This is a genomic window from Staphylococcus shinii (assembly GCF_017583065.1).
Classification (GTDB): domain Bacteria; phylum Bacillota; class Bacilli; order Staphylococcales; family Staphylococcaceae; genus Staphylococcus; species Staphylococcus shinii.
The window spans coordinates 380,595-406,144 of record NZ_JAGEVL010000001.1 but is presented as its reverse complement, the minus strand read 5'-3'; the positions used below and the strand labels follow the sequence as shown (position 1 = coordinate 406,144).

Annotated in this window: 29 protein-coding genes and 1 other RNA gene; 4 read left to right on the top strand and 26 right to left on the bottom strand. The window is 32.0% G+C overall.

The window, feature by feature from the left end:
- Window positions 1-5: 5 nt before the first annotated feature.
- The 13 genes from J5E45_RS02015 to J5E45_RS01955 all read right to left on the bottom strand — a co-directional run bounded on the left by J5E45_RS02015 (window position 6) and on the right by J5E45_RS01955 (window position 8,722).
- On the bottom strand, window positions 6-515 hold the full coding sequence (locus J5E45_RS02015; protein WP_208181519.1) for a GNAT family N-acetyltransferase: 510 nt from the start codon (window positions 513-515) through the stop codon (window positions 6-8).
- Window positions 516-536: 21 nt separating this feature from the next.
- Window positions 537-2,012, bottom strand: coding sequence for a S41 family peptidase (locus J5E45_RS02010; RefSeq protein ID WP_208181518.1), 1,476 nt, complete (start codon window positions 2,010-2,012; stop codon window positions 537-539).
- Between the two features lie 156 nt (window positions 2,013-2,168).
- A complete protein-coding gene (locus J5E45_RS02005; RefSeq protein ID WP_029377293.1) occupies window positions 2,169-2,390 on the bottom strand; it encodes a YozE family protein in 222 nt (73 codons plus the stop codon).
- The gene (locus J5E45_RS02000) at window positions 2,390-2,890 is read right to left on the bottom strand and encodes a PTS sugar transporter subunit IIA (protein WP_039066504.1); all 501 of its coding nucleotides are present in this window, start codon (window positions 2,888-2,890) and stop codon (window positions 2,390-2,392) included. Before J5E45_RS02000 ends, J5E45_RS02005 begins: the two co-directional genes overlap by 1 nt.
- A gap of 14 nt (window positions 2,891-2,904) precedes the next feature.
- Window positions 2,905-3,333 (bottom strand): peptide-methionine (R)-S-oxide reductase MsrB, encoded by a 429-nt coding sequence (gene msrB, locus J5E45_RS01995; RefSeq protein ID WP_069793068.1) that lies wholly within the window; start codon window positions 3,331-3,333, stop codon window positions 2,905-2,907.
- Window positions 3,326-3,853: a peptide-methionine (S)-S-oxide reductase MsrA gene (msrA, locus tag J5E45_RS01990; RefSeq protein ID WP_039066502.1), complete on the bottom strand. Its 528-nt coding sequence runs from the start codon at window positions 3,851-3,853 to the stop codon at window positions 3,326-3,328. The genes msrB and msrA overlap by 8 nt, the downstream gene beginning before the upstream one ends.
- Window positions 3,854-3,979: 126 nt before the next feature.
- Window positions 3,980-4,819 carry a DegV family protein gene (locus J5E45_RS01985; RefSeq protein ID WP_039066501.1) on the bottom strand — a complete coding sequence of 280 codons (840 nt, stop codon included), beginning with the start codon at window positions 4,817-4,819 and terminating at the stop codon, window positions 3,980-3,982.
- Between the two features lie 9 nt (window positions 4,820-4,828).
- Window positions 4,829-5,314: a dihydrofolate reductase gene (locus J5E45_RS01980; RefSeq protein ID WP_039066500.1), complete on the bottom strand. Its 486-nt coding sequence runs from the start codon at window positions 5,312-5,314 to the stop codon at window positions 4,829-4,831.
- Window positions 5,315-5,414: 100 nt separating this feature from the next.
- The gene (locus J5E45_RS01975) at window positions 5,415-6,371 is read right to left on the bottom strand and encodes a thymidylate synthase (protein ID WP_039066498.1); all 957 of its coding nucleotides are present in this window, start codon (window positions 6,369-6,371) and stop codon (window positions 5,415-5,417) included.
- 269 nt (window positions 6,372-6,640) lie between these two features.
- Window positions 6,641-7,075 (bottom strand): bacilliredoxin BrxA, encoded by a 435-nt coding sequence (gene brxA, locus J5E45_RS01970; RefSeq protein ID WP_039066497.1) that lies wholly within the window; start codon window positions 7,073-7,075, stop codon window positions 6,641-6,643.
- A gap of 42 nt (window positions 7,076-7,117) precedes the next feature.
- Entirely contained in the window at window positions 7,118-8,236 is a 1,119-nt protein-coding gene (locus J5E45_RS01965) for a conserved virulence factor C family protein (RefSeq protein WP_039066495.1), read from the bottom strand.
- Between the two features lie 17 nt (window positions 8,237-8,253).
- Window positions 8,254-8,511: a NifU N-terminal domain-containing protein gene (locus J5E45_RS01960; protein WP_039066494.1), complete on the bottom strand. Its 258-nt coding sequence runs from the start codon at window positions 8,509-8,511 to the stop codon at window positions 8,254-8,256.
- A 16-nt stretch (window positions 8,512-8,527) separates the two neighbouring features.
- Window positions 8,528-8,722 carry a zinc-finger domain-containing protein gene (locus J5E45_RS01955; protein ID WP_080750252.1) on the bottom strand — a complete coding sequence of 65 codons (195 nt, stop codon included), beginning with the start codon at window positions 8,720-8,722 and terminating at the stop codon, window positions 8,528-8,530.
- 254 nt (window positions 8,723-8,976) lie between these two features.
- On the opposite strand from J5E45_RS01955, the gene J5E45_RS01950 reads away from it, so the two are divergent.
- Complete coding sequence (locus tag J5E45_RS01950) at window positions 8,977-9,681, top strand: queuosine precursor transporter (protein WP_039066492.1); 705 nt, start codon at window positions 8,977-8,979, stop codon at window positions 9,679-9,681.
- Window positions 9,682-9,697: 16 nt separating this feature from the next.
- Here J5E45_RS01950 and J5E45_RS01945 read toward each other — a convergent pair whose 3' ends face one another.
- Window positions 9,698-10,270 carry an RBBP9/YdeN family alpha/beta hydrolase gene (locus tag J5E45_RS01945; protein ID WP_237282773.1) on the bottom strand — a complete coding sequence of 191 codons (573 nt, stop codon included), beginning with the start codon at window positions 10,268-10,270 and terminating at the stop codon, window positions 9,698-9,700.
- A gap of 172 nt (window positions 10,271-10,442) precedes the next feature.
- On the opposite strand from J5E45_RS01945, the gene J5E45_RS01940 reads away from it, so the two are divergent.
- Complete coding sequence (locus J5E45_RS01940; RefSeq protein WP_039066489.1) at window positions 10,443-10,847, top strand: ribonuclease HI family protein; 405 nt, start codon at window positions 10,443-10,445, stop codon at window positions 10,845-10,847.
- A 120-nt stretch (window positions 10,848-10,967) separates the two neighbouring features.
- Here the strand turns inward: J5E45_RS01940 and J5E45_RS01935 are convergent, their stop codons facing one another.
- The 9 genes from J5E45_RS01935 to J5E45_RS01895 all read right to left on the bottom strand — a co-directional run bounded on the left by J5E45_RS01935 (window position 10,968) and on the right by J5E45_RS01895 (window position 20,582).
- Window positions 10,968-11,849, bottom strand: a complete 882-nt coding sequence (locus J5E45_RS01935) for a 5'-3' exonuclease (protein WP_208181516.1) — start codon at window positions 11,847-11,849, stop codon at window positions 10,968-10,970.
- Window positions 11,850-11,869: 20 nt separating this feature from the next.
- Entirely contained in the window at window positions 11,870-15,310 is a 3,441-nt protein-coding gene (locus tag J5E45_RS01930) for a dynamin family protein (protein WP_208181515.1), read from the bottom strand.
- 323 nt (window positions 15,311-15,633) lie between these two features.
- Window positions 15,634-16,269 (bottom strand): SDR family oxidoreductase, encoded by a 636-nt coding sequence (locus J5E45_RS01925; protein WP_039066485.1) that lies wholly within the window; start codon window positions 16,267-16,269, stop codon window positions 15,634-15,636.
- A 285-nt stretch (window positions 16,270-16,554) separates the two neighbouring features.
- The gene (gene rarD / locus J5E45_RS01920; RefSeq protein WP_069793061.1) at window positions 16,555-17,460 is read right to left on the bottom strand and encodes an EamA family transporter RarD; all 906 of its coding nucleotides are present in this window, start codon (window positions 17,458-17,460) and stop codon (window positions 16,555-16,557) included.
- A gap of 38 nt (window positions 17,461-17,498) precedes the next feature.
- The gene (locus tag J5E45_RS01915; protein ID WP_039066482.1) at window positions 17,499-18,632 is read right to left on the bottom strand and encodes a THUMP domain-containing class I SAM-dependent RNA methyltransferase; all 1,134 of its coding nucleotides are present in this window, start codon (window positions 18,630-18,632) and stop codon (window positions 17,499-17,501) included.
- 167 nt (window positions 18,633-18,799) lie between these two features.
- Window positions 18,800-19,174: RNase P RNA component class B (gene rnpB / locus J5E45_RS01910), an RNA gene on the bottom strand.
- Between the two features lie 139 nt (window positions 19,175-19,313).
- A complete protein-coding gene (gene gpsB / locus J5E45_RS01905) occupies window positions 19,314-19,670 on the bottom strand; it encodes a cell division regulator GpsB (RefSeq protein ID WP_039066480.1) in 357 nt (118 codons plus the stop codon).
- A gap of 10 nt (window positions 19,671-19,680) precedes the next feature.
- Window positions 19,681-20,247 carry an SLOG family protein gene (locus J5E45_RS01900; RefSeq protein WP_039066479.1) on the bottom strand — a complete coding sequence of 189 codons (567 nt, stop codon included), beginning with the start codon at window positions 20,245-20,247 and terminating at the stop codon, window positions 19,681-19,683.
- Window positions 20,244-20,582 carry a DUF1798 family protein gene (locus tag J5E45_RS01895; protein ID WP_039066477.1) on the bottom strand — a complete coding sequence of 113 codons (339 nt, stop codon included), beginning with the start codon at window positions 20,580-20,582 and terminating at the stop codon, window positions 20,244-20,246. Before J5E45_RS01895 ends, J5E45_RS01900 begins: the two co-directional genes overlap by 4 nt.
- A 250-nt stretch (window positions 20,583-20,832) precedes the next feature.
- Here J5E45_RS01895 and recU point away from each other — a divergent pair, with 250 nt between their 5' ends.
- Window positions 20,833-21,459, top strand: a complete 627-nt coding sequence (gene recU, locus J5E45_RS01890) for a Holliday junction resolvase RecU (RefSeq protein WP_208181513.1) — start codon at window positions 20,833-20,835, stop codon at window positions 21,457-21,459.
- Entirely contained in the window at window positions 21,456-23,630 is a 2,175-nt protein-coding gene (locus tag J5E45_RS01885) for a transglycosylase domain-containing protein (protein ID WP_208181511.1), read from the top strand. The genes recU and J5E45_RS01885 overlap by 4 nt, the downstream gene beginning before the upstream one ends.
- A 225-nt stretch (window positions 23,631-23,855) precedes the next feature.
- Here J5E45_RS01885 and J5E45_RS01880 read toward each other — a convergent pair whose 3' ends face one another.
- The 3 genes from J5E45_RS01880 to J5E45_RS01870 are packed head-to-tail and all read right to left on the bottom strand — an operon-like array spanning window position 23,856 to window position 25,526.
- A complete protein-coding gene (locus J5E45_RS01880) occupies window positions 23,856-24,185 on the bottom strand; it encodes a YpoC family protein (protein WP_069793056.1) in 330 nt (109 codons plus the stop codon).
- A 5-nt stretch (window positions 24,186-24,190) separates the two neighbouring features.
- The gene (nth, locus tag J5E45_RS01875; protein ID WP_039066472.1) at window positions 24,191-24,850 is read right to left on the bottom strand and encodes an endonuclease III; all 660 of its coding nucleotides are present in this window, start codon (window positions 24,848-24,850) and stop codon (window positions 24,191-24,193) included.
- Window positions 24,840-25,526: a DnaD domain-containing protein gene (locus J5E45_RS01870; protein WP_039066471.1), complete on the bottom strand. Its 687-nt coding sequence runs from the start codon at window positions 25,524-25,526 to the stop codon at window positions 24,840-24,842. Before J5E45_RS01870 ends, nth begins: the two co-directional genes overlap by 11 nt.
- Between the last annotated feature and the right edge of the window lie 24 nt (window positions 25,527-25,550).

Here is a 25,550-nt window from a genome sequence, read left to right as displayed (position 1 = left end):
TACCTCTATTCTTCTAATTTTTTATAATAGGCATAAAATGGTTCTCCTTTATTAAAAGGATGGTAATCAATTTCTACTTCGCCTACTTTGCTAAATCCAAACTTATTAAATAGACCTTGCGCACGTTTGTTTAATGCAAAAGTATCTGTCAACAACACATGAATATCATGGTCAAGCGCAAGATTAACAGCGAAATTAAATAGTTGTGTTGCAGCACCCTTATAGCTCACCGAACTTGCAAGCCTATGTATGACATATGCACCTTGTCTATTTACAGGCCATTCTAAATTATCATACCATTCTGCTTGATCTTGGTCGACAACAATAAACGCATAAATTTCATTATTTTCTTCTAGTACATAGAGTGACTCTTTCTCTAAATCTACTGCAAAATGTTCTTTTAAAGGGTAATGTTCATCCCATTGGTTGTTGTTATCTTGTTGCATTATTACTTTAGCTTCTCCAACAATATTTAATATGCTTAACAAATCATTTTTATTAGCGATTCTAATCATGAAACTTATACCTCTCTAATATTAATTTATTATTTTTAAAAGTTTATTGAGAACAGTGTCTTCTTCATTTGCCTTATTTACTAATTGTTGTGTGAACTTCTCATTTGTCTCTTTATTAAAAGTGCCATTCACTTTTAAGTCGTTTTCTTTTTGGAAAGATTTAATCGCATTTTCTAATGAGCTATCAAATTCAGTTGATTCATTAGACGTTTCATGGCCTAAAGCAGTTAAACCTATCTTTATTGTTTTAACGTTTTTATCATTATCACCCAATTGGTATACTTTATCGTTGGGAATTACATTTAAAGATTGGTACGCAGGTTCATTTAGCTTAGTGTCAGGTTCAATACCTTTACCGTGAATATAATGAGATTTTGGTGTTAACCATTTCATATTAGTAAATTTTAATAAAGAACCATCATCAAATTCGTGTGTGGTTTGTACAATACCTTTACCGAATGTTTTAGAACCATACACTTTTGCCTTATCATAGTCTTTCATAGCACCAGTAAACACTTCTGAAGCACTGGCTGACCCTTTATTAACTAAAATAGATACGTCCATATCTTTAGCTTCTTTCAAAGCGTCATTTGAAGTTTGTATTTCTTCTTTGTGTTTGCCTTTTTCAAGTTGAACTACAGTTTCTCCTTTATCTATAAAAATATTAGCCATTTTAACAGCTTCATCTAAGAGACCGCCAGGATTATTGCGTAAATCAAGAACGATTTTACGTACACCATCTTTATGTGCTTTAATAAGTGCTGATTTTAGTTCGCCAGAAGTGCTATTTTGGAATTTATTAATTGTGAAGACACCAACGTTTTTATGTTTTTCATATTCAACACTTTTTACATGAATTTTATCACGTTTAATTGTAATGTCATGTGTTTGCTTAGCTCTTTCAATAGTTAAAGTAACTTCTGTACCTTGTTTACCTCTTACTTTTTTAACAATAGCTTCTAAAGGCTGACCTTTTATTGATTTGCCATCTACTTTTTTAACTACGTCTTTTGGTTGTATACCTGCTTTTTCTGCTGGAGATTGTTTCATCGGGCTTGTGATTTCAATTTTATCACCTTTTTTTTGCATTTCTGCTCCGATACCAACAAAGTCTCCAGAAACATCTTCATTAAATGATTTTGTCTCATCTTTAGTCATATAATCTGAATAAGGATCATCTAAATCTTTAACCATACCATCGATTGCTGCAGAAGAAAGCTTTTCGGGGTTTGTATCTTTGTAGTATTCATTGTTTAAAGTTTTATATACTTCTTCTATTTTTTGTACTTCGTGCCTTTGGTTATCCGTTAAGCCACTATTCCAATTGCTGATTCCAATTGTAGCGAAAACAGTAATCACAGCTGTGATAAGCATTGTGCCCAACAACAGTAAGATGAAATGGCTACGCTTGAATTTAAAGGTTTTTGAAGTAGATTGTTGAACTTTATCTTCGTTATCGCTAATATTTTGTTCGTTTATGTCCTTATGCTCTGACATTTAATCACTTCCAATACATATGTAAAAATAAAAATATTATCCATTTGCTATAAAATAAAATTAGCTGGGATTGAACCATTTAGTTTAATCCCAGCCCTGTAAATGATACTTAAATATTTTAATATACTTCACTATATTTTCTCAATTATTTAAGTATTAAAATTTTAGCCACTCTGTATATTCTTCATATAAATCATCAAATACGGCTAATGAAACTGTATAATCTCCTCGAGTTTCAATATATTCAGAAAGTATATGAAAATCTTTTTCTTGTCTAGGGAAAGATAAGTCATCAAAAATCTCTTCTGCTAATTCACCTTTTGCATCTCTACGACCTCGTGCTGTAAGTGCAAATTGATAAAAAGAATGGTCTTTCATTAGTTCATTGTTACATCAACAATTTTAGTTTCACCTTTTGTAACTGTAGTTACATCAGAAACAGAAATTGAAGATGTATTATCAGAATTTGTAATAATTATTGGAGAAATAACAGATTTAGCATGTTCTTTAATGTAGTCTAAATCAAATTTCAGTAGTGGGTCTCCAACATTTACGGTATCTCCACTTTCGACAAGGATATCAAACCCTTGACCATCTAATTGAACAGTATCTAAACCAATGTGAACAAGTAATTCTAAGCCATTCTCAGCTTTAAGACCAATAGCATGTTTTGTAGGAAAAACATTGTCTACCTTACCATCAATTGGTGAAACAACTTCTCCATTTGTTGGATTAATGCCAAAACCTTCGCCCATCATTTTTTGAGCAAATACTGGATCTGGTATATCCTCAATTTTTACATATTCTCCAGAAAGTGGTGCATAAATAGCGCTATCTTTATTTACTTCTTTACCTTTACCGAATAATTTTTTAAACATATCTAGTTCGCTCCTTATTTTTCAAAATGTGGTATTAAATCTGCATAGCCTAGTTCTTCTAGTTTATCATATGGTATAAATTGTACTGCTGCAGAGTTAATGCAATATCTCAGACCACCACTTTCTTTTGGTCCATCATTAAAAACATGACCTAAATGACTATTCGCATCTTCTGAACGTACTTCCGTTCTTACCATGCCGAATGTTTTATCTACAAGTTCAATAATTTCTTCATCATCAATTGCTTTTGAAAAACTTGGCCAACCACAATCTGACTCAAATTTTTCTTCTGAAGTGAATAATGGTTTTCCGGAAATTTTGTCTACATAGATACCTTTATCAAAGTGATTCCAATATTCGTTTTGAAATGGAGGTTCGGTACCATTTTCTTGTGTAACTAAGTACTCCATTTCATTTAAATCATTTTTACTCTTTTTAATCATTTTGTTTCCCCCAATGCTTTTCTATAAAACCTTTGCGTCCTGAACCCCGTTGATACTGTTCATAATGTAACGGATTTTTTTTGTAATAATCTTGATGATAAGATTCTGCAGGGTAAAAGTTTTTATACGGTTTAATGGGCGTGATAACTGGGTTATCAAAAATTGCTTGTTCATTTAGTTGTTGTATTTTTGCTTCGGCAGCCTTTTTTTGTGTTTCATCATGATAAAAAATTACTGGCTCATAATGTTCGCCTCTATCAAAAAATTGACCGCCATTGTCTGTTGGATCAAATGTTTTAAAATAAACATCTAGTACATTTTCGAAGGAAGTAATTTCCGGATTATAGGTGATTTGAACTGCTTCTACGTGACCTGTTTGATTCGTACTTACACTTTCATAAGTAGGGTTATCAGTATGACCACCACTGTATCCAGAAACAACACTCTCGATACCTGGGTAAGAAGTAAATGGTTTAACTAAACACCAAAAACAACCTCCAGCTAATGTCGCATAAGCCATAATATACCTCCTAAGTCTATTTTGTCATAAAGTTACCATTATTTTAAGAGATACGCTATAAAATTGTTTATTTATTAACTAAGACATATTGCTTCAAGTATATTCATAGCAATCTTTTAATGGCTTTTAGGACCTTAACACAACGAGACCAATTGCACCTTGACCTGTATGAGTACTAATCACAGGTGTTGTTACGTTTGTGTCGAACTGTGTAAAATTGAATTCTTCTGAAAAATGTTTTTTTACTTTATCTACGAATTCAATAATATTTGCATGGGCAATACCAATTGATTTGATATTTCTGTCGCCTATAAATGCACTAATTTCTTTCTTTAAAAATTGTACACTTGCATTTTGGGTTCTGGAATTGTGAATTAATTCGATTTTACCATCTTCAAGTGTACCTATTGGTTTGATTTTCATCATATTACCTATTAAGCCTTTAGTTTTACTAATACGGCCACCTTTGATTAGTTGATTTAATTGTCCTATTACAACATAAAGTTTTATATTCTTTTGTAGTTCGGCAATTTTAGTAACGATATCTTCTGTGGTATATCCTTCATTATTCCAGTCTACAATATGTTGTACTTGATAGCCTAATCCAAAGGAAATAGATTTAGAATCAATGACTGTCACCTTACTATCACTCATTTGACTTGCTTGTAGTGCTGTTTGGTATGTGCCACTTAAACCTGAAGTCATATGGATACTTATAATTTCAGAACCATCTGCACCTAGTTTGTCATACATTTCAATAAATTTACCAATTGCTGGTTGGCTAGTTTTAACATCTGCATCTTCTTGCATTTTTTGAATGTAAGCTTCAGAAGAGATATCTACTTGGTCAACATAGGCTTCACCATTGATTGTTAAATTAAGCGGTATCACATGTATATCATTATCAGATAAATACGCGTGCGATAAATCAGATGTTGAATCGGTAACAATTTTCTTTTGCATCATAATTTCCTCCTATGAAGTTTTCTTACGCGTCAAATGTAAAAAAGTGTGAGGAATTGTATTCTTGTCATCAATTTCCCCTTTGACTGATGATTCAACTTCCCAATCTTTAAAGGTATATGGCGGGAAAAATGTATCGCCATTATATTTATCTTCTATCACAGTGATATACATATCATCAACTTTATCGATCATTTCTTCAAAAAGAGACTGACCACCAAAAATGAATACGTGTCCCGGTAAATCGTCAATTTCTTCCATGGAATGTATAACATCTACACCTTCATGATGGAATGCTTTGTTTCTTGTTAAAACAACATTACGTCTATTAGGAAGCGGCTTCCCAATAGAATCAAATGTTGCGCGCCCCATGACAAGCGTATTGCCTGTGGTTAATGCTTTAACATGTTTTAAATCACTAGGTAAGTGCCAAGGTAATTGATTATTTACGCCGATGACACGTTGCTGATCATGAGCTACTAGTATTGACAGTGTCATAATTTTCCTCCTAATAGTGAAATTCTAAATAAGAATCTATAAATTCCATGATTTTAATTATATAGCAAAAGGCTTATTAATTTAAACAATAGCTTATGTTTTAAACTGCAATTGGTGCTTTAATAGCAGGATGAGATTCATAATCTACAATTTCTAAATCTTCATAATTTATATCGAAAATCGAGGCATCGGAATTGATTTTAAGTTTAGGTGGTTCAAAACTATCGCGTGATAATTGCGTTTCTATTGCATCGATATGATTTGAGTAAATATGCGCATCGCCAAAAGTATGCACAAATTCTCCAACTTCTAAACCACATTCTTTTGCTATTAAGTGTGTTAACAGACTATAACTAGCAATGTTAAATGGTACGCCTAAAAATATATCAGCACTTCTCTGATATAATTGGCAACTTAACTTTCCATCTTGAACGTAAAATTGGAACATTGTATGACATGGTGGTAAAGCCATTGTATCAATTTCAGTCGGATTCCACGCAGAAATGATATGTCTACGTGAATTAGGGTTACTCTTAATTTGATCAATAACTGTTCTTAACTGATCAAAATGATTCCCTTGTTTATCTTCCCAATCACGCCATTGTTTCCCATAAACGTTACCTAAATCACCGTATTTTGCGGCAAAATCATTATTATTTAATATTTGTTGTTTAAATTTCTGCATTTCTTCTTTATATATTGCATTAAAAGCATCATCAGTTTGTGCTTTATGACCAAAATTGGTCATGTCTGGTCCGTGATAATCAGATGAATTCACATAGTTTTCGAATGCCCATTCATTCCAAATATTATTGTTGTATTGGAGTAAATATTTGATATTCGTATCACCTTTTATAAACCATAATAATTCAGTAGCAATTAATTTAAATGAAACTTTTTTTGTTGTTAGTAAAGGAAACCCTTTTGCTAAATCAAATCTAAGCTGATGTCCGAATTTAGAAATTGTGCCTGTATTTGTGCGATCGTTTTTCTGCTTACCTATCTCTAGAATTTCTTCACACAGATTATGATAAGATTGGTCAAAACTATTTAACATAGTAGCACACTCCTTTCAATTATATTTTTATTTAATCTTATTGGATATTAGCAACAATTAAAAGAATTTACTATAGATTGTGTAAAAATATCGTATGTTATGTAAATTATACAACATTTCAGTGTAAACGTTATAAAAGTCGCATTATTTTTAAAAATAAACGCCAACTTAGTCATATCTCAATATTAAAAAATAGATATGTCGTAAGTTGGCATTTTAATAGGATTAATTAGTGTACTCTGTACACTGTATGAAAATTTTTCTCCACTTTAACAGTGTTCATCAAATGAATCTTTGATATCCATACATATATCTTGAATATCTCTACCTTCGATATGTTCGCGAGGGATAAAGTGTTTCAATTCTTGGCCTTTAAACAATGCATACGATGGGCTTGATGGCACTTGTTGAATATAATTACGCATCGTCTCAGTAGCTTCTTTATCTTGGCCAGCGAAAACAGTTACTTTATTTGTTGGTTTTTTTTCATTTTGCTCTACTACAGTTACAGCTGCTGGTCTAGCTAAACCGGCAGCACACCCACATGTTGAGTTAATTACAACGAATGTAGTATCTTCTGCAGAAATGTTATTCATATAGTTCGTTACGTCATCTGAAGTTTCTAAACTTTCAAAGCCACGCCCTGTTAATTCGCTACGCATCTGTGTAGCAAGTTCATTCATGTATGCTTCATATGCATTCATTTCAAACACTCCTTAAAAATCTGATAATAAATATTTTAACAATCATACTTTATTTCTGTTAGCAATTTGTTTCCAAACTGATCCTAGGGCTTGGTCTCCATTTTCGATTCTTTCAATTGCCATTTCAATTTGGAGTTTAACTTCATAAGCTGGATCGTTTTCATGTGCGTGTAGAGCATCTAATTGTTCTGGACCACCTTCATCAAAGATAAACATAGCTGCTCTCCATCTAACAATTTTTTGCGGGTCATCTAATGCTTTTTCCATCTCTGGTAATGCTTGTTTAAACCCTAAATCACTCAAGCAATCACCAGCAGTCCGTCTTACTGCTGGACTTTTGTCGCGTAAACCTTTGAATAAGTATGGTAATACAGCTTTATCTTCTACCATACCAAGTAAGACGATAGCTTCACGTCTTAAAGGCGTTTTTTCTTCCTCGCTAACAGCATCACCTAATAATGGAAAGTCTTGTTCTGTCGGTGTAGGAAAAGACTTCAACATTCTTAAGCGTTCTTTCCAATCCTCCGTAGCTTGATAGGTTTCAAGGGATACATGTTGATAATGCTTTTCGGGAATCACTACATCCGTATTTAATGCATCTTTGACAAGTGTTTCTAATTTGTCAGCAGGATAAACAGCTAATATCTCTTCAAACACTTCTGACATAATCTCATCGAATTCGCCGTAACGAACTCCTAAGTCTTCCCACTTACGTTGAAAGACAATATTATCGTCCTCTTTTTGGGCTGCAAGCATACTATCTATAAAAATTTCTGGTAGTTGCTTGCGTTTTTCCTCTGCATTAGTTGTAAGTTTCACTTGGTAAGGTATGCCTTTGAATTTTAAAACTTCAGCCTTAACTTCTCCAAAATGTTCATCTGGCATAGGTTCTTCTACTTCGGATACGTCATTATTTAATGTAGCAGTGACTTTAGGCAATAATGATTCCCAGTCGTATTTCGGCTTTTTATCTATTGCAAGAAAATCCATAACGTAAAATATCGATTTGATACCTTCTACCTCTAATACGTCATTGATAAAATTTGGCTGGTCATCTTGGATAGTAGTATACGTATTTGATTTATTATCTTTTCTTTTTTCGTTTAATACAATTTTCATCGTGTTAGGACTTGGCGTAGGTTCAACACGTACGATTTCCATTTAAGAACCTCTCCTTATTAAATATTTTCTAATGTTTCAGTTACTCTTGGTAATAAGTCGTCCCAATTGAAATCAGATTTTTTATCTACTGAAATAAAATTCATAGCCTGAAAAATAGACTTGATGCCTTCTAATTCAAGTATCGCGTTGATAAAATCAGGTTGTCCATCTTTAACAGAAGTATAAGTACTAGGTTTATAGTCTTCACCTGATAATTGTAAAACGATTTTCATTGTATTTGGATTTGGTGTTTGTGCTACCTCTACGATTTCCATTTGAAATTCCTCCTAATTATTGCAGCTCATTGCCTAATTGTTTAATTTCTTTCCCTACCGAACATTCTGATATGCAAAAATGGTGGGCATGTGTTTTTCCTTGAGTTTTGTTAATGTGGTGTTTAAGTAAGCATTTATTGCAATACGTATTCGTTAAATGATCAATTGCTTTAATTGCTTCTCTTTCAGAATAAGTTAGAATACTCGTCACTCTCCTGTTATTCTATAAATAAAATGTCCCTAATAAATACATTAAAATTACAAGGTTTTGACACTTAGGGTCATTATATCATTTGTGACAATGTTTGTTTAATCTTAAAATTTATACACAAATTTTTATCTACTAATGTTCATAAAATTTATTAAAGTCACTTGTATTTTTCGTTTTATTTGGTAAAATTATTTAGTTGTTTATTTTTGCGGTTTCTAAACACCCGCATCAACAAAATTTAGGAGGAAAATAAATTGTTTAATGAAATATTTGGAGTAGTAACGTTTTTAGTAACTTTTCTTTTATTAGTAGCCATGTATAGATTATTTGGTAAACATGGCCTGATTGCGTGGGTTGCAATAGGTACGATTATTGCAAACATTCAAGTAATTAAAACTGTAGATATATTTACGATTTCTGCAACTTTGGGTAATGTCATGTTCGCTTCTATTTACCTTGCAACTGACATATTAAACGATATTTATGGTAGGAAAGTTGCAAAACGTGCAATTTGGATAGGTTTCAGTTCTACATTGGTTATGATTATCGTTATGCAAATGTCTTTGCATTTCACACCATCACCAATTGATAGTTCACAACAAGCATTAGAAACTATTTTTAATGTTGTGCCGAGAATCGCATTGGGCTCTGTGATAGCTTATATTATCGGGCAGCATTTAGACGTATTACTATTTACTTTAATTAAAAAGCTTTTTAGTTCAGATAAAACATTTATTATTAGGGCTTACGGTAGTACAATCATTAGTAATATTATTGATACTGCATTATTTGTATCAATTGCATTTATCGGAACTATGCCAAATGCTGCAGTTTTCGAAATTTTTATAACTACTTATTTATTGAAAGTAATTTCAACAATATTTAACGTTCCTTTTGGTTATTGGGCTAAATCAATGTACCGTAAAGGTAAAATAAACAAATTAGATGAAGGTTACTAAAAACCTCTAGAATTGGTTAACTACCAATTCTAGAGGTTTTTTTAGTTAATGAATAAGTGATTTGGTCTTTTAGAAAATCGAAAGTTTTATATCCATCACTATCAAGGAAATGACCTTCGTGTGACACATGCAATGTTTCCGTATTTAATTCACGAGATAATCTGTCGGTTGCTTCAACATTGACAATTGGGTCATGGCTGCCAGCAATCGTTACGATGTTTTGTGCATTAATATTATGGAAATCAATCTGAGTTTGTGATATATAGTGATTAAGTTCCGGCAAATTTTTTAGTTGCTCATTAAAACCAGAAACAAGGTATAGCCCTTTAATAGTCGGACCATGTTGTAGCCTAGACAAATAATCAAGTATAGTTATAACACCCAAACTATGTGCAACAATAATTGTTTCTGAATCTAACTTATTTTTTAAGTTATTTTGTATAGCTGTAATCCATTCTTTTAAATTAGGTTGATTCGCATTTGGTAAATAAACAATTTCTGTAGAATAACCAAATTGTTTCATTTCATTAGCTAACCACTCAAACCAATGACTTTCAGTAGTCGCTTGATAACCATGTATAATAAACATATTTTTCAAATATATCAACTTCCTTCGAAATCCGACTTTTTGAGTAGGAATAAATATATATTAAGTATAAGCCATATTATATACTTTCACAAACATTTAATTACCACGTAAATAGTATAAATATGCTTGTTTTGATAAAATAAATACAAATTGAAAGATAAAGGTGGAAATTATGGCAAAAATTTATTTTGATGCTGCTACGGCTGGTAACCCTGGCGTAAGCGCATGTGCGGTCGTTTTAGTAATTGACAACGAGCGTTTTCACTATACAAAAGATTTAGGTGTTATGGATAATCATAGTGCTGAATGGGCTACTTTAATATTTGCTTTGGAATGTGCTACTAAACATGATATATCTACAGCATTAGTATTTACAGATTCGAAACTTATCGAAGATAGTATTAATAAAGGCAGTGTTAAAAATGAAAAATTCAAACTTTATTACGATAAGATGTTGCAATTAGAACAGAATTTTGAATTATTTTTTGTTAGATGGGTACCTAGAAATCAAAATAAAGAGGCAAATCATCACGCTAAAAATGAACTTTATAAAATAACAAAACAAAATAAAAAATAAGTTTTTCATTTGTAATTTATTCATAATGAAGAGAGCGGGCAAATGAGTTCTAAGTTTTCACTTAATCTCATTTGCCCGCTCTGTTTATAGTTTATAAGTCTTTGTTGTAAGTATTAGATTTTAACTAAAATGTGTAGCTAGATATTTACCAGATACATATAATTCGTGTTCGTTACATATATTTAAAACTTTTGATAATTCGGTACCAAATGCCATATCATCCAGTAATTCATTAGTATTTAAAGGAACTTGCGTATGGATTTTTGCTAAGGTTTTTGAAAGTTTAAGATTGTTCATATCAGTTTCTATTTTATTACGTTGGCCTGGTGTTAATTGATCTAATGCATCAATAACAGATTCAACCGAGCCATAGCTTTGAATTAGTTTGATTGCTGTTTTTTCCCCGATGCCTTTCACACCTGGATAACCGTCCGCCGTGTCGCCCATAAATGCTTTTACATCTACAAGTTGCGTTGGGTTCAAACCATATTCGTTTTGGAATCTATTTAATGTATAGCGATTATAGATATTAAATCCTTTTTTAGTTAACCAAATCTCAACATTTGGGTTAATACATTGTAATATATCTTTATCCCCTGTCACGATATAGACTTGGTTTTGATCAGAATAGGCTTCTGCTAAAGTGCCAATAACATCATCTGCTTCAAAATTTTGAACGCCTATATTAACAAAACCGAATTGGTTAGATACTTCTTTAACATAGTCAAATTGGGGTATCAGTTCGTCTGGTGGTGCAGGACGATTTTGTTTGTAACCATCAAACATGTCGTTTCTGAAAGTAGATTTACCCATATCCCAACACACAGCTACATGTGTGGGTTGAATTTCATTTATTGCAGTAAAAACATGACGCACAAACCCTTGAACGCCGTTTGTAGGTGTGCCTAAAGAGTTTCTCATAAATTGTTTGTGGAGACTTGTGGCAAAGAAATGACGAAATAGTAAAGCCATGCCATCAATTAATAATATTTTTTTGGACATAAAAGTACCTCTTCCTCTAATTACATATATGGTTTTAAATTTTCATTAGTTTCTTGTAATTGTTGAATGAATGCATCATCTACTTCAAAAGATAAAAGTTCCTTAATTTGACTATGTGCATCATTTTCAAACTGATTAAATTTATTTTCAGCATTATTTAGCATTTGTATCACTGTTTCATTAACAGCTTGCCTTAAATTAGCAATACAAGGCGCTAATAAATTAATTGTTTCTTGTGCAATTTGTTCTTGAATAGTGCTTTGCGTTTTAGGTTGTAAAATATTCCTTTTAGAAAGTGACTTTGGTAATGCATCAATCATATGAGTTAAATCGATTTTTAAGTAAGGGTCGTCTAACTCAATTTCACTGTTATCAAATTCAGGTTCTATAAACACATGCAACTGTTGTAATTTTTGCTTTAATGGTGCAATTTCAGTGTGTAATTGTTCATGGAAATATTTTTTAATACGTTCTACTAGCAATGATTGCTCCAAATATAAACGCTGATGAATTTGATCTAAATACAATTTTGTCGATTGGCGTTTTTCTTCGTTGAAATTCGCATTTTTAGTCATTTGACCATTGTAGATAGATTTTACTTCGTCTAGTAATTGTAATTTTAGACGTTCATTTAAATGATAAATTTGGTCATCTACCTCGTTTGATGTTCGTTGTTCAGCAATTTGAAGTAGATTATTTTTGAAAATTGTTGTTTTATCATAATTTTTTAACTTTTGATTACGTTGTTTAATTTCTGCTTTATCATTATGAAACGCTTCAATCATTTGTTCGTATGCTTCAGAAATATGTTTAAGTTGACCTATCATTTGTTTTTGTAAAATGTTTTTGGAGTCTATTTTAACAAAATGCTCAATGCTCTTCTTAAGTCTTTCGATGCCTATGTCACTTGTTTTTAATGCTTCTCTACTTGAAACAGCAAAGATATCTGAATCCATATTAACTTGGGTTAATGCATCACCTACGTATTCGATGACCGCATTTAAATCATCTTCTGTTTCTGCTAAGTCGGTTGCATTAATTATCATTTTAAACGCTTGATTTTCGTTTAACTGGTTCATTGCTTTCATATGTTCAATAAAGCGCTTATCATTATCTGTAAATGAATGATTAAAATAACTAACATATAATATTAAATCAGCAGATGTTAATACTTTTTCAGTTTCGTTAGTATGACGTTGATTATTAGAGTGCAACCCAAGTGAATCTACTATAATCTTATCTTTTAACCAATCTATCGGTAGTTTTAAGTGAACAGTATTAACAAATGTAGCATATTCATCTTCTGCGCTCCATTTTTTAATTTCGTCTTGACTGATTGTGTGTGTTAAACCATATTTTAACATGTCTTGATACATGTCATAATGATTTTCTACAGCATTTACAAAAGCTAATTTATTTTTTTCTAATGATGCTTTTAATTTATTTGTATTTTTATTTAAAAGCGCCTCAATACTATCAAACGTAATATTTTCCACTTCAAAAACTTGATTGATTTCTTCTAAAAGTTGTTCAGCTGATTTTAACGTGATTTGGCTATCGTGGCCATATGTTAACTCTGTCATAGCAGCTGTTGTCGGGTTTGGTGAACTCACTAAATAATTATCACCTAACAAAGCATTAATTAAGCTACTTTTACCAGCACTAAATGTTCCGAATACACCTATTTTGACGATTTTGTTATCTAATCGAACCAGTGTATCATCTATATTTTGTTTGGTTTGTTCGAATAACGGAACATCTTGAATGATTTCAAGCGCATGTTTAATATTTTGTGTTTTATCTTCATGGTTTGGTTCTGTAGAAGTTTTTGATTTTGAATGATGAACGGATTTTACTTTATTTGCTTTTGGTGTATATGTGATCTCTTTTCGGTCGATAAGTTTATCAAGTGAGTCATCGATATGGATGTAATAATGTAAGTAATTTTGAGTTTCAAGTGATTCTCTTAAATTACGCATTTCCATAAATTTTTCATAATCATTATAATCATCTTCTTGCTCTATTCCAATGTCATCTGCCTGAGCATGATTTATAGCTTCTTTGAATAAAGGATCAGATGTTTTACCGATATATTGTTTCAATGATTTCATTAAGTCATCACAAAATGTTAATACATACTGATTACTAATAGTAATCTGTGTTTGATACAAATCAGTTATTAATGATGCTGGAAGTTCATAATGTTGATTTAATATAGCTTCATTTATTTCAGAATCATTTATAAAACGAGTTAAAAAGGACATATCTTCTCTAAGTGGTTGCCTAATTTCCTGGTTAACTTTTTCTTGTAATTGTTCGAGAGCCTGATTTAATCTGCGATGTTGTTCTTCCTGTGTTTTTTTCTTTTTATTAAACAAACCACCAACTGTGAAATCTTTGGTGCGACTTTCTAAATAAACTCGAATAGTTTCTCTTGTATCATGTGTCATAATATAAGCATTATCGATAATTGCTTTTCTTTTTTGTTTTAAAAATTCATATAATTCTTCAGGATTGTTTAATAGTTTTGCTTCTTCACTGACCTGTTGATGTTGCTTGAAATTGATATAAGCTTGTTCAAAGTCCGCTTCAAAGATATCCAATTTATCTAAAAGGTCTTGGATTTCATATTTAATATATGATAGTTGTTCTTCTGTGATGAATTTAACGATACGACTAACATAATCCTCCATCGATTCACGATTTTTATCTTTTTCTACAAGGTAATCTGAAAGTGCTTCAATTTCATTATGTTCGTGATTAAATTTAGAAACATAAAAGGTTTTATCTAAGTCGATTTCCCATTCTGTTATAGATTTTTCAACACGTGATTTAAACGTGTCGAAACTGATTTCATCTTCATTATGCTTATCAATTTGGTTAATTACAAATACGACAGGGACACCTGCTTGATTCAGTTGCTTCATAAATTGAAAATTTAAAGCAGATTGCACGTGATTATAATCTACTGTATAGAAGAGTACATTGCTCGTATACATAAACTCTTCTGTACTTGATTGGTGGCTAGATACATTAGAGTCAACACCAGGTGTATCTTGTAATGTGAATCCTTTTCGAAATTTATCAGACGGGAATTTAATTTCTACCGATTCCACATCGAAATTTTCGCGATTCATTTTTTTAACATCAGCATAATTATTTAATAATGTATATTGTTGGTTACTTAGATTTGCAATAATTCCTGGATTCTCTGCGACAGAGACTATTGCGGTATTACTAGTAGTAGGCACAGGAGAACTTGGTAATATATTTTCTTCTAGTAGTAAATTGATTAATGTGGATTTTCCAGCTGAAAAATGGCCTACAAAAGTAGCGGTATATTGTTCTAAAAACACCTTTTTGATTACTTGATTGATAATATGCACCAATCTAGCATTTTTAGATTTTTCTACTTCTTTTTTTAATTTATATAAAATATCGAGTTGCTTAGTATTAGACATGTTTCGTATCCCCTTTATTACTTATGTGTAATTAATACTTATTGTATAACAAATCATTACTTGTCTAAAGTGAGTATTTTAAAATAAGTTGCTTTAAATTGAAAATACTACTATTTAATTAAAGTTGTTATAGGTAGAAGACACAAAAACTCTTATTGATTTTATAAAAATCCTAAAAAGGATACGATAATTTTTTATAATAATTAATTTATTGAGTTAATTTGCTTAATATAACATTTTAAAAGACTGAATATTTACAAAAGCCAGCCCAAGACGAATATTTGTGTCTTAGACTGGCTTTTAATTGAATAGTTTTAAAGTAACTATTTCCATCTTGGTTTATCGAAATTTGTATTTGGTTTATTGATACCAATGTTTTCGTTTAAATAAAGTTCTGGGTTTTTGGCAATTTGTACAGCCACCGCAGCAACGCTTTTTCTAGATACTTCAGTTCCATTAAATGGTTGGTCTTTTTTAGTGATTTCGTAATCAATCTCATTGATATCAGTTAACCAAGCTGGTCTAAATATTGTGTAATCAAGTCCTGATTGTTCAATTATGTCTGCAGCTTTTTTGTAGACTGGTAATGATTCACTAATTTGAGTTTGCACCCATGTGCCAAAATTACCTGGAATCTCATTGTATATACCAAGTGATGTAACGAATACAAGTCGTTTTACTTTATTTACTTTCATGGCGTCGACAATAGTTTGTGCTTCTTGATCTAAATCACCTGATAAAGAAGCGAAAACAATATCAACATCTTCCATTGCATTAGTAACGTCATCTAAATTTGTTGCATCGCCTTCACGAACGCGTATACGGTCTGACGCATAGTCAGGTAATCTATTTGCGTCTCTTAAAAATAATCTTAAGGTATATGTTGTATTTTCTAAAAATGAGTTGATAGCTGCTTTAGAAATCGCACCATTAGCGCCTAGTATCAATACTCTTGTCATCTAATCACTCCTGTCAATTTTAGTTATTAAACGAGACCTTATTTTTCTCTTATTATTTTATAGTGTTATGTATATTATAATAATTATTTCTAAATAATTCACTTCTTATGATTACACTCACAATATTATAGTTATCCTATTTTTAATTAAATAAACGTTAAAATAAGGTTATTAAAAGGGATGAATTATATTCTTGGATAAATAAAATCTCTAGTTCAAGGACGATTTACACACATAAATGTAATAAGTTGCCCTTGTGCTAGAGATATTGCTTTAGTTGAGTTTTTAATTAATTACTGGGTTTTTATCTTTTTTGATTTTTACGTATTGAGAAATACTATAGATTATAATACCGACCCAAATAAAGATAAATGTAATGAGTTGATCTAAATCAAATGGTTCTTTGAATAGGAATATACCGATTAAGAACATTAAAGTAGGTCCAACATATTGTATGAAGCCAGTTAATGATAACGGTATGCGTTTGGCGCCAGCTGAGAACAATATAAGTGGAATTGCTGTAACGGCTCCTGAGAATATCAACCAAAAAGAAGAAACATTCATACCAAATGTAAGGCTACCATGGTGCCATATATACCATAAATAGATAAAACCAGCAGGTGCTGTTACAATACACTCGATTGTGATGCTGCTTATGGCATCAATTGGGACAAGTTTTTTAATCAATCCATAGACTCCAAATGAACCTGCTAACAACAATGAAATACCAGGGAATTCACCGATTTTTAATGTCATATATAACACGCCTATAACGGCAAGTCCTATGGCAATCCATTCAAGTTTGTTAAAACGTTCTTTTAAAAATATTAAGGCAAGTAAAATACTTACAAGTGGGTTTATGTAGTAACCTAAACTAGATTGTAACACATGTCCGTTTGTTACTGCCCATATAAAAGTACCCCAATTTATAGTGATTACATAGCCTGCTACTATAATCGCAACGAGTTGTATTGGATTCGTAAATAACCGTTGAATATCATGCTTGAATGGTGTTGTATTTTTAGTGAAAACAACGATGAGTAACATGAAAATCATTGATAATACAATTCGAAACGCTAATATTTCAAACGCCCCTATATCGTCTATTAATCCCCAATAAATCGGTAATATACCCCACAAGAAGTATGCCCCAAATGCAAAGATAATTCCTTTTTTGAATTCTGTATTCAATTGTAACACCTCTTTCTAATGGTTAAACTATGCGGGGGTTACTTGCGAGGTTTCTTATCTCCCCAATATTGATAATATGTACATTCAATATAACCATTAAATAATTTTCTACGTTTTGTTGCTTTCTTATTAACTAAAAATTCGAATTCAGTATTGCTTGTAAGTACATAAGTTGATATTTGTGGATGCTTTTGCATAAGTGAACCAATATAACGGTACATTTCTTCTACTTTATCTCTATCCCCTATACGTTCACCGTATGGTGGGTTACCAATTAAAGCGTATGGTTTTTCATCATCTAATGTTAATGTGTTAACGTCCTTAACCTTAAATTGTATAATATCAGCGAGTCCGACTTCTTCAGCGTTTCTACGAGCAATTTCAATCATTTCAGGATCTATGTCATAAGCATATATTTCCAACTCGCGATCATAATTTGCTTGTTGATCTGCTTCGTCTCTCATTTCATCATATAAACTATCTGGCATAATGTCCCATTTTTCTGATACAAAATCACGGTTGAAACCAGGAGCGATATTTTGCGCGATTAAACAAGCTTCAATTGCGATTGTACCTGACCCACAAAATGGATCGACTAAAGGTGTATCGCCTGTCCAATTAGCTAGACGTATTAAACTTGCTGCTAGCGTTTCTTTAATTGGAGCTTCACCTTGTGCTAAACGATAACCACGTTTATTTAAACCCGAACCAGAAGTATCTATCGTTAAAAGTGCATCATCTTTTAAAATAGATACTTCAACTGGATACTTTGCTCCATTTTCACTTAACCATCCACGTTCTTGATAAGCATATTTTAAGCGCTCAACAATTGCTTTCTTAACAATTGCTTGGCAGTCAGGAACACTGTATAAAGTTGATTTAACACTACGACCTTGTACAGGGAAGTTACCACTTTGTTCAATCAATGTTTCCCAAGGCAGCGCTTTTGTTTTTTCGAATAGTTCATCAAAAGTCGTAGCTTTAAATTGTCCAACTACTATTTTGATTCTGTCGGCTGTGCGTAACCATAAGTTACATTTAACAATTGCAGTTTCGTCACCTTCAAAGAAGATTTTGCCATTTTCAACAGTAGTTTCATAACCTAATTCTTGAATTTCTTTGGCTACAACTGCTTCTAATCCCATTGGACATACAGCTAATAATTGATACATTGTTTTGCTCCTTCTTATTAAAGATTTTATTTTATTTTATCAAAAGTTATTTTAAATAGATATGGCATCGCATTAAGTTCTATAGTGACTTAATAATTATTTCAATTTACTTTAATCAATTAAAAAAGCTCTCCTATATTGGGAGAGCTTGGGTCTAGTGATGATATTTCTGTAAGCCATGTTTTGTACCGTTGTACTGCGAGCGTGTACTAGAAACACTCGTACGCTGGTGGTAACCATCTGTCTACATACTCTCTAAAGTATGCCTTAAATATGCGTTGAATTCCGCTAAATAAGTGCTCCTACCTAATTTGGATTGCTCACTCGAGGGGTTTACCGCGTTCCACCTTTTATATTTCTATAAAAGCTACGTCACTGTGGCACTTTCAAACTAATTTAACCGTATCCTAAAACTTAGGTTATTTCATTGCCGTCAACTTAATGCCTTGACTTATTGTTTCATCAAGCACGAACACTACAATCATCTCAGATTGTGTGAGCATGGACTTTCCTCTATATCGCTATAGCGATTACCCGAAACACCATCCCAAGAAGTATATCATTATTTTAGATGTTAAACAAATAAAATAAGATAAGTTTTGATTTTTTCAAAACTTATCTTTATGTAGATGACATGAAATCTACGCTAATAACATTTCATCAGCTTGATGCATGTATATGTTATTTTCCAAAAACTGCTTTTTCTAGGTTAGATATCCGTTTTAGAATATCAACATTGTTATTGTTGTTATTATTTTTGTTAGTAGTTGCATTACTGTTTGAAGAGAAATTTTTATTTTCTTGTGGTCTCGATGTAGCAACACGTAAACGTAACTCTTCTAATTCTTTTTTAAGTTTATTGTTTTCTTCTGAAAGTTTTACAACTTCATTATCTAAATCTGCCATTTTTTGATAATCTGCTATAATATCGTCTAAAAAAGCATCTACTTCTTCTCTTCTATAGCCGCGAGTCATAGTTTTTTCAAAATCTTTTTCATAAATATCTTTTGCTGATAATTTTAATGAAACATCTGACATTTTTTCCACCTCATTCAAAACTTTGTTCTTGAGACCACTGTAAGTCGTTGATAAACTCAGTCAATTCATCAAACGTCACAATATCACAAGTATAATTTGTTTTTTCCATAAAATCAACTAACATGTGCTTAAAGAACTTAGGACTAGCTTCTTGCTCTTCATCATAAATTAAAAGTGTTTGATCTGTATGATCTAACATGAATTGGTCCGTTTGTTTAAACTGATATGGGCCTTCATATGGAGCATGGAACACGCTATCAACGAAATCTGCTTTTTGTATAATATTATTATACTTAGCTTGATTTTGTTCGTTCCATCTTTCGCTATGTCCATAAAATGGCGTTATTATACCTAATTTTAAATCAGGGTGGCTCGTCTTCAACTCAAGCACCACCTCTGCCGTCCATAATTCTACACCCATCTGTCCTTGTATTAATACCCACTCTAATCCTTCTTCAATCAACTGATTTAATTTATGTTCGATAAATTTTTTTAAATAGGTAACTTCTGGCGCATCATCTTTGAATATATTGAGCTCAAAAGATTTATAACCAGTCACATATACCGTTTTTATCATAACGAAAACCCATTTCTTTGAATATAACTTAAATCATATTGTACAGCTTTTACTTTTTCTGTAAATAATTTACGGCTTGTACGTTTAAAATGACACTCAACAGAAAGTGATTCGATATTTGAAATTAAAAGATCAAATTTCTTTTTGTTCATATACTGTAATTGAAGGATTTGTGTTTCTCGATTTAAAAGAGTGTTTAAGCGTTGGTCTATCTTAGTGGTAAACGGAACAACAGTAGAATAAAAGTCGTAATCTTCTCCTGATGCTTTCACGGATTCATATCTTTCTTGCATTATCAAAACATCATTTAATAGTTGCGTAACAATTTGTTGCATTGAGACTTCCCCCTACTATTCAAATTTACCATAAAATTAATTTTCAGTCATTTTTAAAGTGTAGCCTAACATTTACCTTATATTACTATAATATTTTGTTTCAAATATTGTTTAATTGGTCAAAGCGCGTTAAAATGTATTTGATGTATTTGTAAATACATTGGTTCAAATTTCATAGTTTGGAAAAAATTGCCGTACACATGTACAATGAAGCAAGTTTTCTATTACCAAACTAAAGTGGTGAAAATAAATGAATTACCCAAATGGAAAGCCATTTAATGGAAATAAGTCTCAAGACGGACGAACTCATCGGGGTCAAACTAGTAAAATTGACTATGGTGGCAGAGGTATGTCGCTAGAAAACGATATAGAATTGTCGAATACTTATTATTTGAATCATGGTATGGCTGTAATACATAAGAAACCCACCCCTGTTCAAATAGTAAATGTTCACTATCCGATGAGAAGTAAAGCTGTTATTAATGAGGCTTATTTCAGAACGCCGTCGACTACCGATTATAACGGTATTTATAATGGCCGATATCTAGACTTTGAAGCGAAAGAAACGAAAAATAAAACTTCTTTTCCTTTAAACAACATGCACTATCACCAAGTGAAGCATATGGATGCATGTTATAGACAAAATGGAATTGTTTTTTTATTAATTCGTTTTAAAACGCTCGATGAAGTTTATTTGCTTCCATATTCTAATTTCAAAATGTTTTGGGAAAGACACATTAACGAAATTAAAAAGTCGATAACGGTTGAAGAAATAAGAAAAAATGGTTACTATATTCCTTATCAGTATCAACCACGATTGAATTATCTCAAAACAGTTGATAAGTTGATATTAGATGAAAGTGAGGACCGCGTATGACGGAGAAAAAGAAGACTTCCCAGTCTAACAATAAGAATGGAAAGTCTGAGCAAAAACAGAATAGGAATATAAAACGAACGATAATTAAGATAATTGGGTTTCTAATTATTGCATTTATCGTTTTAGCATTAATTGGTATCTTGTTATTTGCGTATTATGCTTGGAAAGCACCAGCATTTACGGAATCAAAATTACAAGACCCTATTCCAGCAAAGATTTATGATAAAGACGGTGACTTGGTTAAGACGTTAGATAACGGACAACGACGAGAACACGTTGATTTAAATGAGGTGCCAAAAACAATGAAAGAAGCGGTATTAGCTACAGAAGATAACCGTTTCTATGATCATGGGGCACTAGACTATAAACGACTGTTCGGTGCAGTTGCAAAAAACGTAACTGGTGGTTTTGGAGCTGAAGGTGCTTCGACACTGACACAACAAGTTGTCAAACGTTCATTTTTAACTGATCAAAAATCAATAGCACGTAAAGCGCAAGAAGCATACTTGTCTTATAGATTAGAACAAGAGTACAGTAAAGATGAAATATTCGAAATGTACTTAAACAAAATCTACTATTCTGACGGTGTGTATGGTGTTAAGGCCGCTGCTAAATATTATTTCGACAAAGATTTGAAAGATTTAAATTTAGCTGAATCTGCTTATCTTGCTGGTTTACCACAGGTACCAAATACTTATAACATCTACGACCATCCAAAAGAAGCAGAATCACGTAAAAACACTGTTCTTTATTTAATGGAATACCATAATAGAATTACAAAAGAACAGAAAGAAAAAGCACAAAATACTTCTGTTGAAGATAACCTAGTTCAACGTTCTTCTGAAGAACGTGAGGTAAGTGAAGATAACTCAAATCCAGAATATGATTCATATATTAACTTTGTAAAATCTGAACTTATGAACAACAAAGAGTTTAAAGATCAAGATTTAGGATCTGTGTTAAACAGTGGTATTAAGATTTATACTAATATGGATAAAAATGTTCAACAAACATTACAAGACCGGATTAACAACGGTAGCTATTACAAAAATGATGATCAACAAGTAGGATCTTCTATAGTAGATAGTGAAAATGGTGGCCTAGTAGCTATATCAGGTGGCAGAAATTATAAAGATATCGTAGATAGAAACTTAGCGACTGACGCCCACCCTACTGGTTCATCACTTAAACCATTCTTAGCATATGGTCCGGCAATTGAGAACATGTCGTGGGCAACAAACCATGCAATTCAAGATGAGGATGCATATCAAGTAGATGGTGTTACTTTCAGAAACTATGATACTGAGAGCCATGGCAAAGTCAAACTTTATGATGCATTGCGTCAAAGTTTCAACATACCAGCACTTAAAGCATGGCAGTCAACAAAAGAAAACGCTGGTAATGATGCACCTAAAGACTTTGCTAAAAATGTAGGTCTAGATTATGAAGGAGATATCGGTCCATCTGAAGTTCTAGGTGGTTCATCTTCAGAATTCTCTCCTACTCAATTAGCTTCTGCCTTTGCAGCAATTGCAAATGGTGGTGAATACAATAACGCCCATTCAATTAAAAAAGTTGAAAAAGAAAATGGCGAAACGATTCAATATGATTTTACAAGTAAAAAAGCAATGAAAGATTCAACTTCTTATATGTTGGCAGAAGTATTAAAAGGCACATTTGAAGCTTACGGCTCAGCTTATGGGCATAATATTTCCGGCGTTAACATAGCCGCAAAAACTGGTACAGGTACTTATGGTGAACAAACTTACCAACAATACAACCTACCAGACGATGCTGCTAAAGATGTTTGGATTAACGGGTTTACTCCAAAATACAGTATGTCTGTATGGATGGGATTCAGTGAAGTTAAACAAGGTGGTACAAACTCCTTTGTTGGCCATGAAGAACAAGAATATCCACAATATCTATTAGAAGATGTTATGGATAACATTTCACCAAAAGATGGTAAAGACTTTAATAAACCTGATTCAGTAAGTGGAGATTCGAAAGACTCATTATCTGTTAAGGGCAGTCCAGATGATAATACAACATCGAATAAACCTCAAGGACAAGGTGAAGACAGTAGTTCTTCATCAAGCTCAAATAGCAGTGATAGTGATAGTTCTAGTAGTTCTTCAAATAGTACAAACCGCCAAAGTGCTGCAAGATAGTACTTAATTAAATATAATTAGCCTAAGGTAAAGGTGGATTAGCGAAATCGTTTAAAAAATGATTACTTTCCACCCCTCCTTAGATTTTAAGCACACTCGACGCTAAGTTTAGCGTTGAGTGTGCTTTTTATTTTGAGTGCTTATTTACCATACTTTTTTAAGAAAAAAATGCATGGAGTTTTCAAAGGAAATAAAGCATTTCCTTATAGACACCATGCAAACTAATTATTTTTTATTTTGGTTACGAATTTGATAGGATGCATTCATTTTAATAAGTTCTGACTTTAATGTTTTCATTTGACTGTAACCCATAAAATGATATTTTCTTGCAATCATATAATTATAGCGTTCTTCAAAATTCATCGGCACCACAGGATAATTTTCCAATTCTTGAAATTGAAGATTGTCAATATTATTTATTTGCTTAAAATAATGTTCAATTAAATCAAAATAATCATCCAATAATGCTTTCGCTTCATTTGATTTTAGTTGTTTCATTTTTGCAAAATAATCAAGTTGTTCTTCTAAACTTGTAAAATCTTCTTTTGTAATCATTATATTTACGCCTCTTTCACATTGGCTTTATAGCGTTTTTGTCCTTCTCTACACACTTCAAATAATGGACAGACATCACATTTAGGGCTTCTTGCTAGGCAATGATAACGTCCAAAAAAGATGAGTTGATGATGTGTTTTATTCCAACGCTCTCTTGGAACTACTTTACACAATTTATCTTCTACTTGTCTGACATTGTCTTTCCATCTGCAGATACCTAAACGTTTGGAAATACGTTCAACATGAGTGTCAACAGCTAAAGATGGTTCACCAAAAGCAACACTCATAACCACATTGGCTGTTTTTCTACCGACGCCAGCTAAACTTTCTAATTCTCTATGTGTTTGTGGAACTTCACCGTTAAATTTATCTAAAAGTGACTTACATAATTTTTGTATATTTTTAGCTTTATTTCTATATAAACCGATTGTGCGTATATCATTTTCTAATTCTGAAATATTAACATTTAAATAATCTTCAGGTGTTTTGTATTTTTGAAAAAGTTTATCTGTTAATTTATTTACAGAAATATCTGTTGTTTGAGCAGATAATAATACTGCAATGGTTAACTCAAATGGATTATCATGCTTTAGTTCACATTCAGCATTTGGAAACATCTCAGCAATAACATCCACCATTTCTAATGCTTTTTTGTTACTTATCATTTGGGTTCTCTCCATTCAACCAATCAAATTTGGGTACGTTTGTTACAGTGTGTTTCATTTTAGGTTGATTAAATTGCCGGCTAATTTTTTTTGAGTCTTCTATCGTTTTGACATTATTCTTCTTCCAATTGAGCAGAATACGATCCATGTATTTAAAACTTAATTTGTTTTGGCTAGTTGCTTCATCTAGTGCTGCTTGAATCACACTTAAATCATGTTTATCAACATCTAACCATTGATTTAAAGTTTCCATTTCAAACGGTGATAACGGTCTTGCAAAAGCTTGTTCAATTTGTTGGAATAGTGTATTAAAATCTACTTTAGATTTTTCTTTGTCTTGTTGAACTTCCATTTTTTCCATGATTTCGCTTAATTTATTATAAAATGGATCCAGGTTCATATATTCAGTGAATTTACCTTCTTCATCTTTATTCACCTTAAGTTCGAGCAAATCGGTTTGAATTAAACTTTGAATGACAGAAGTAATTGCTCTGGAATCTAGCGATGTCCCTTGTTGTAGCGATTCAATGGAAGGCTGTTTGTTAGATATTTCTGAAGCATGTATAAGTTTAATTAAAATCACTAATTCAGTTTCATTTATACCTAATTGGTCATAATGATTTAATAGTTCTTGTCTAATAACCACTGGTCTAACTTTAAGTTGTTCACTGTTCAAACATAAGCCCTCCTTTTCATAAAT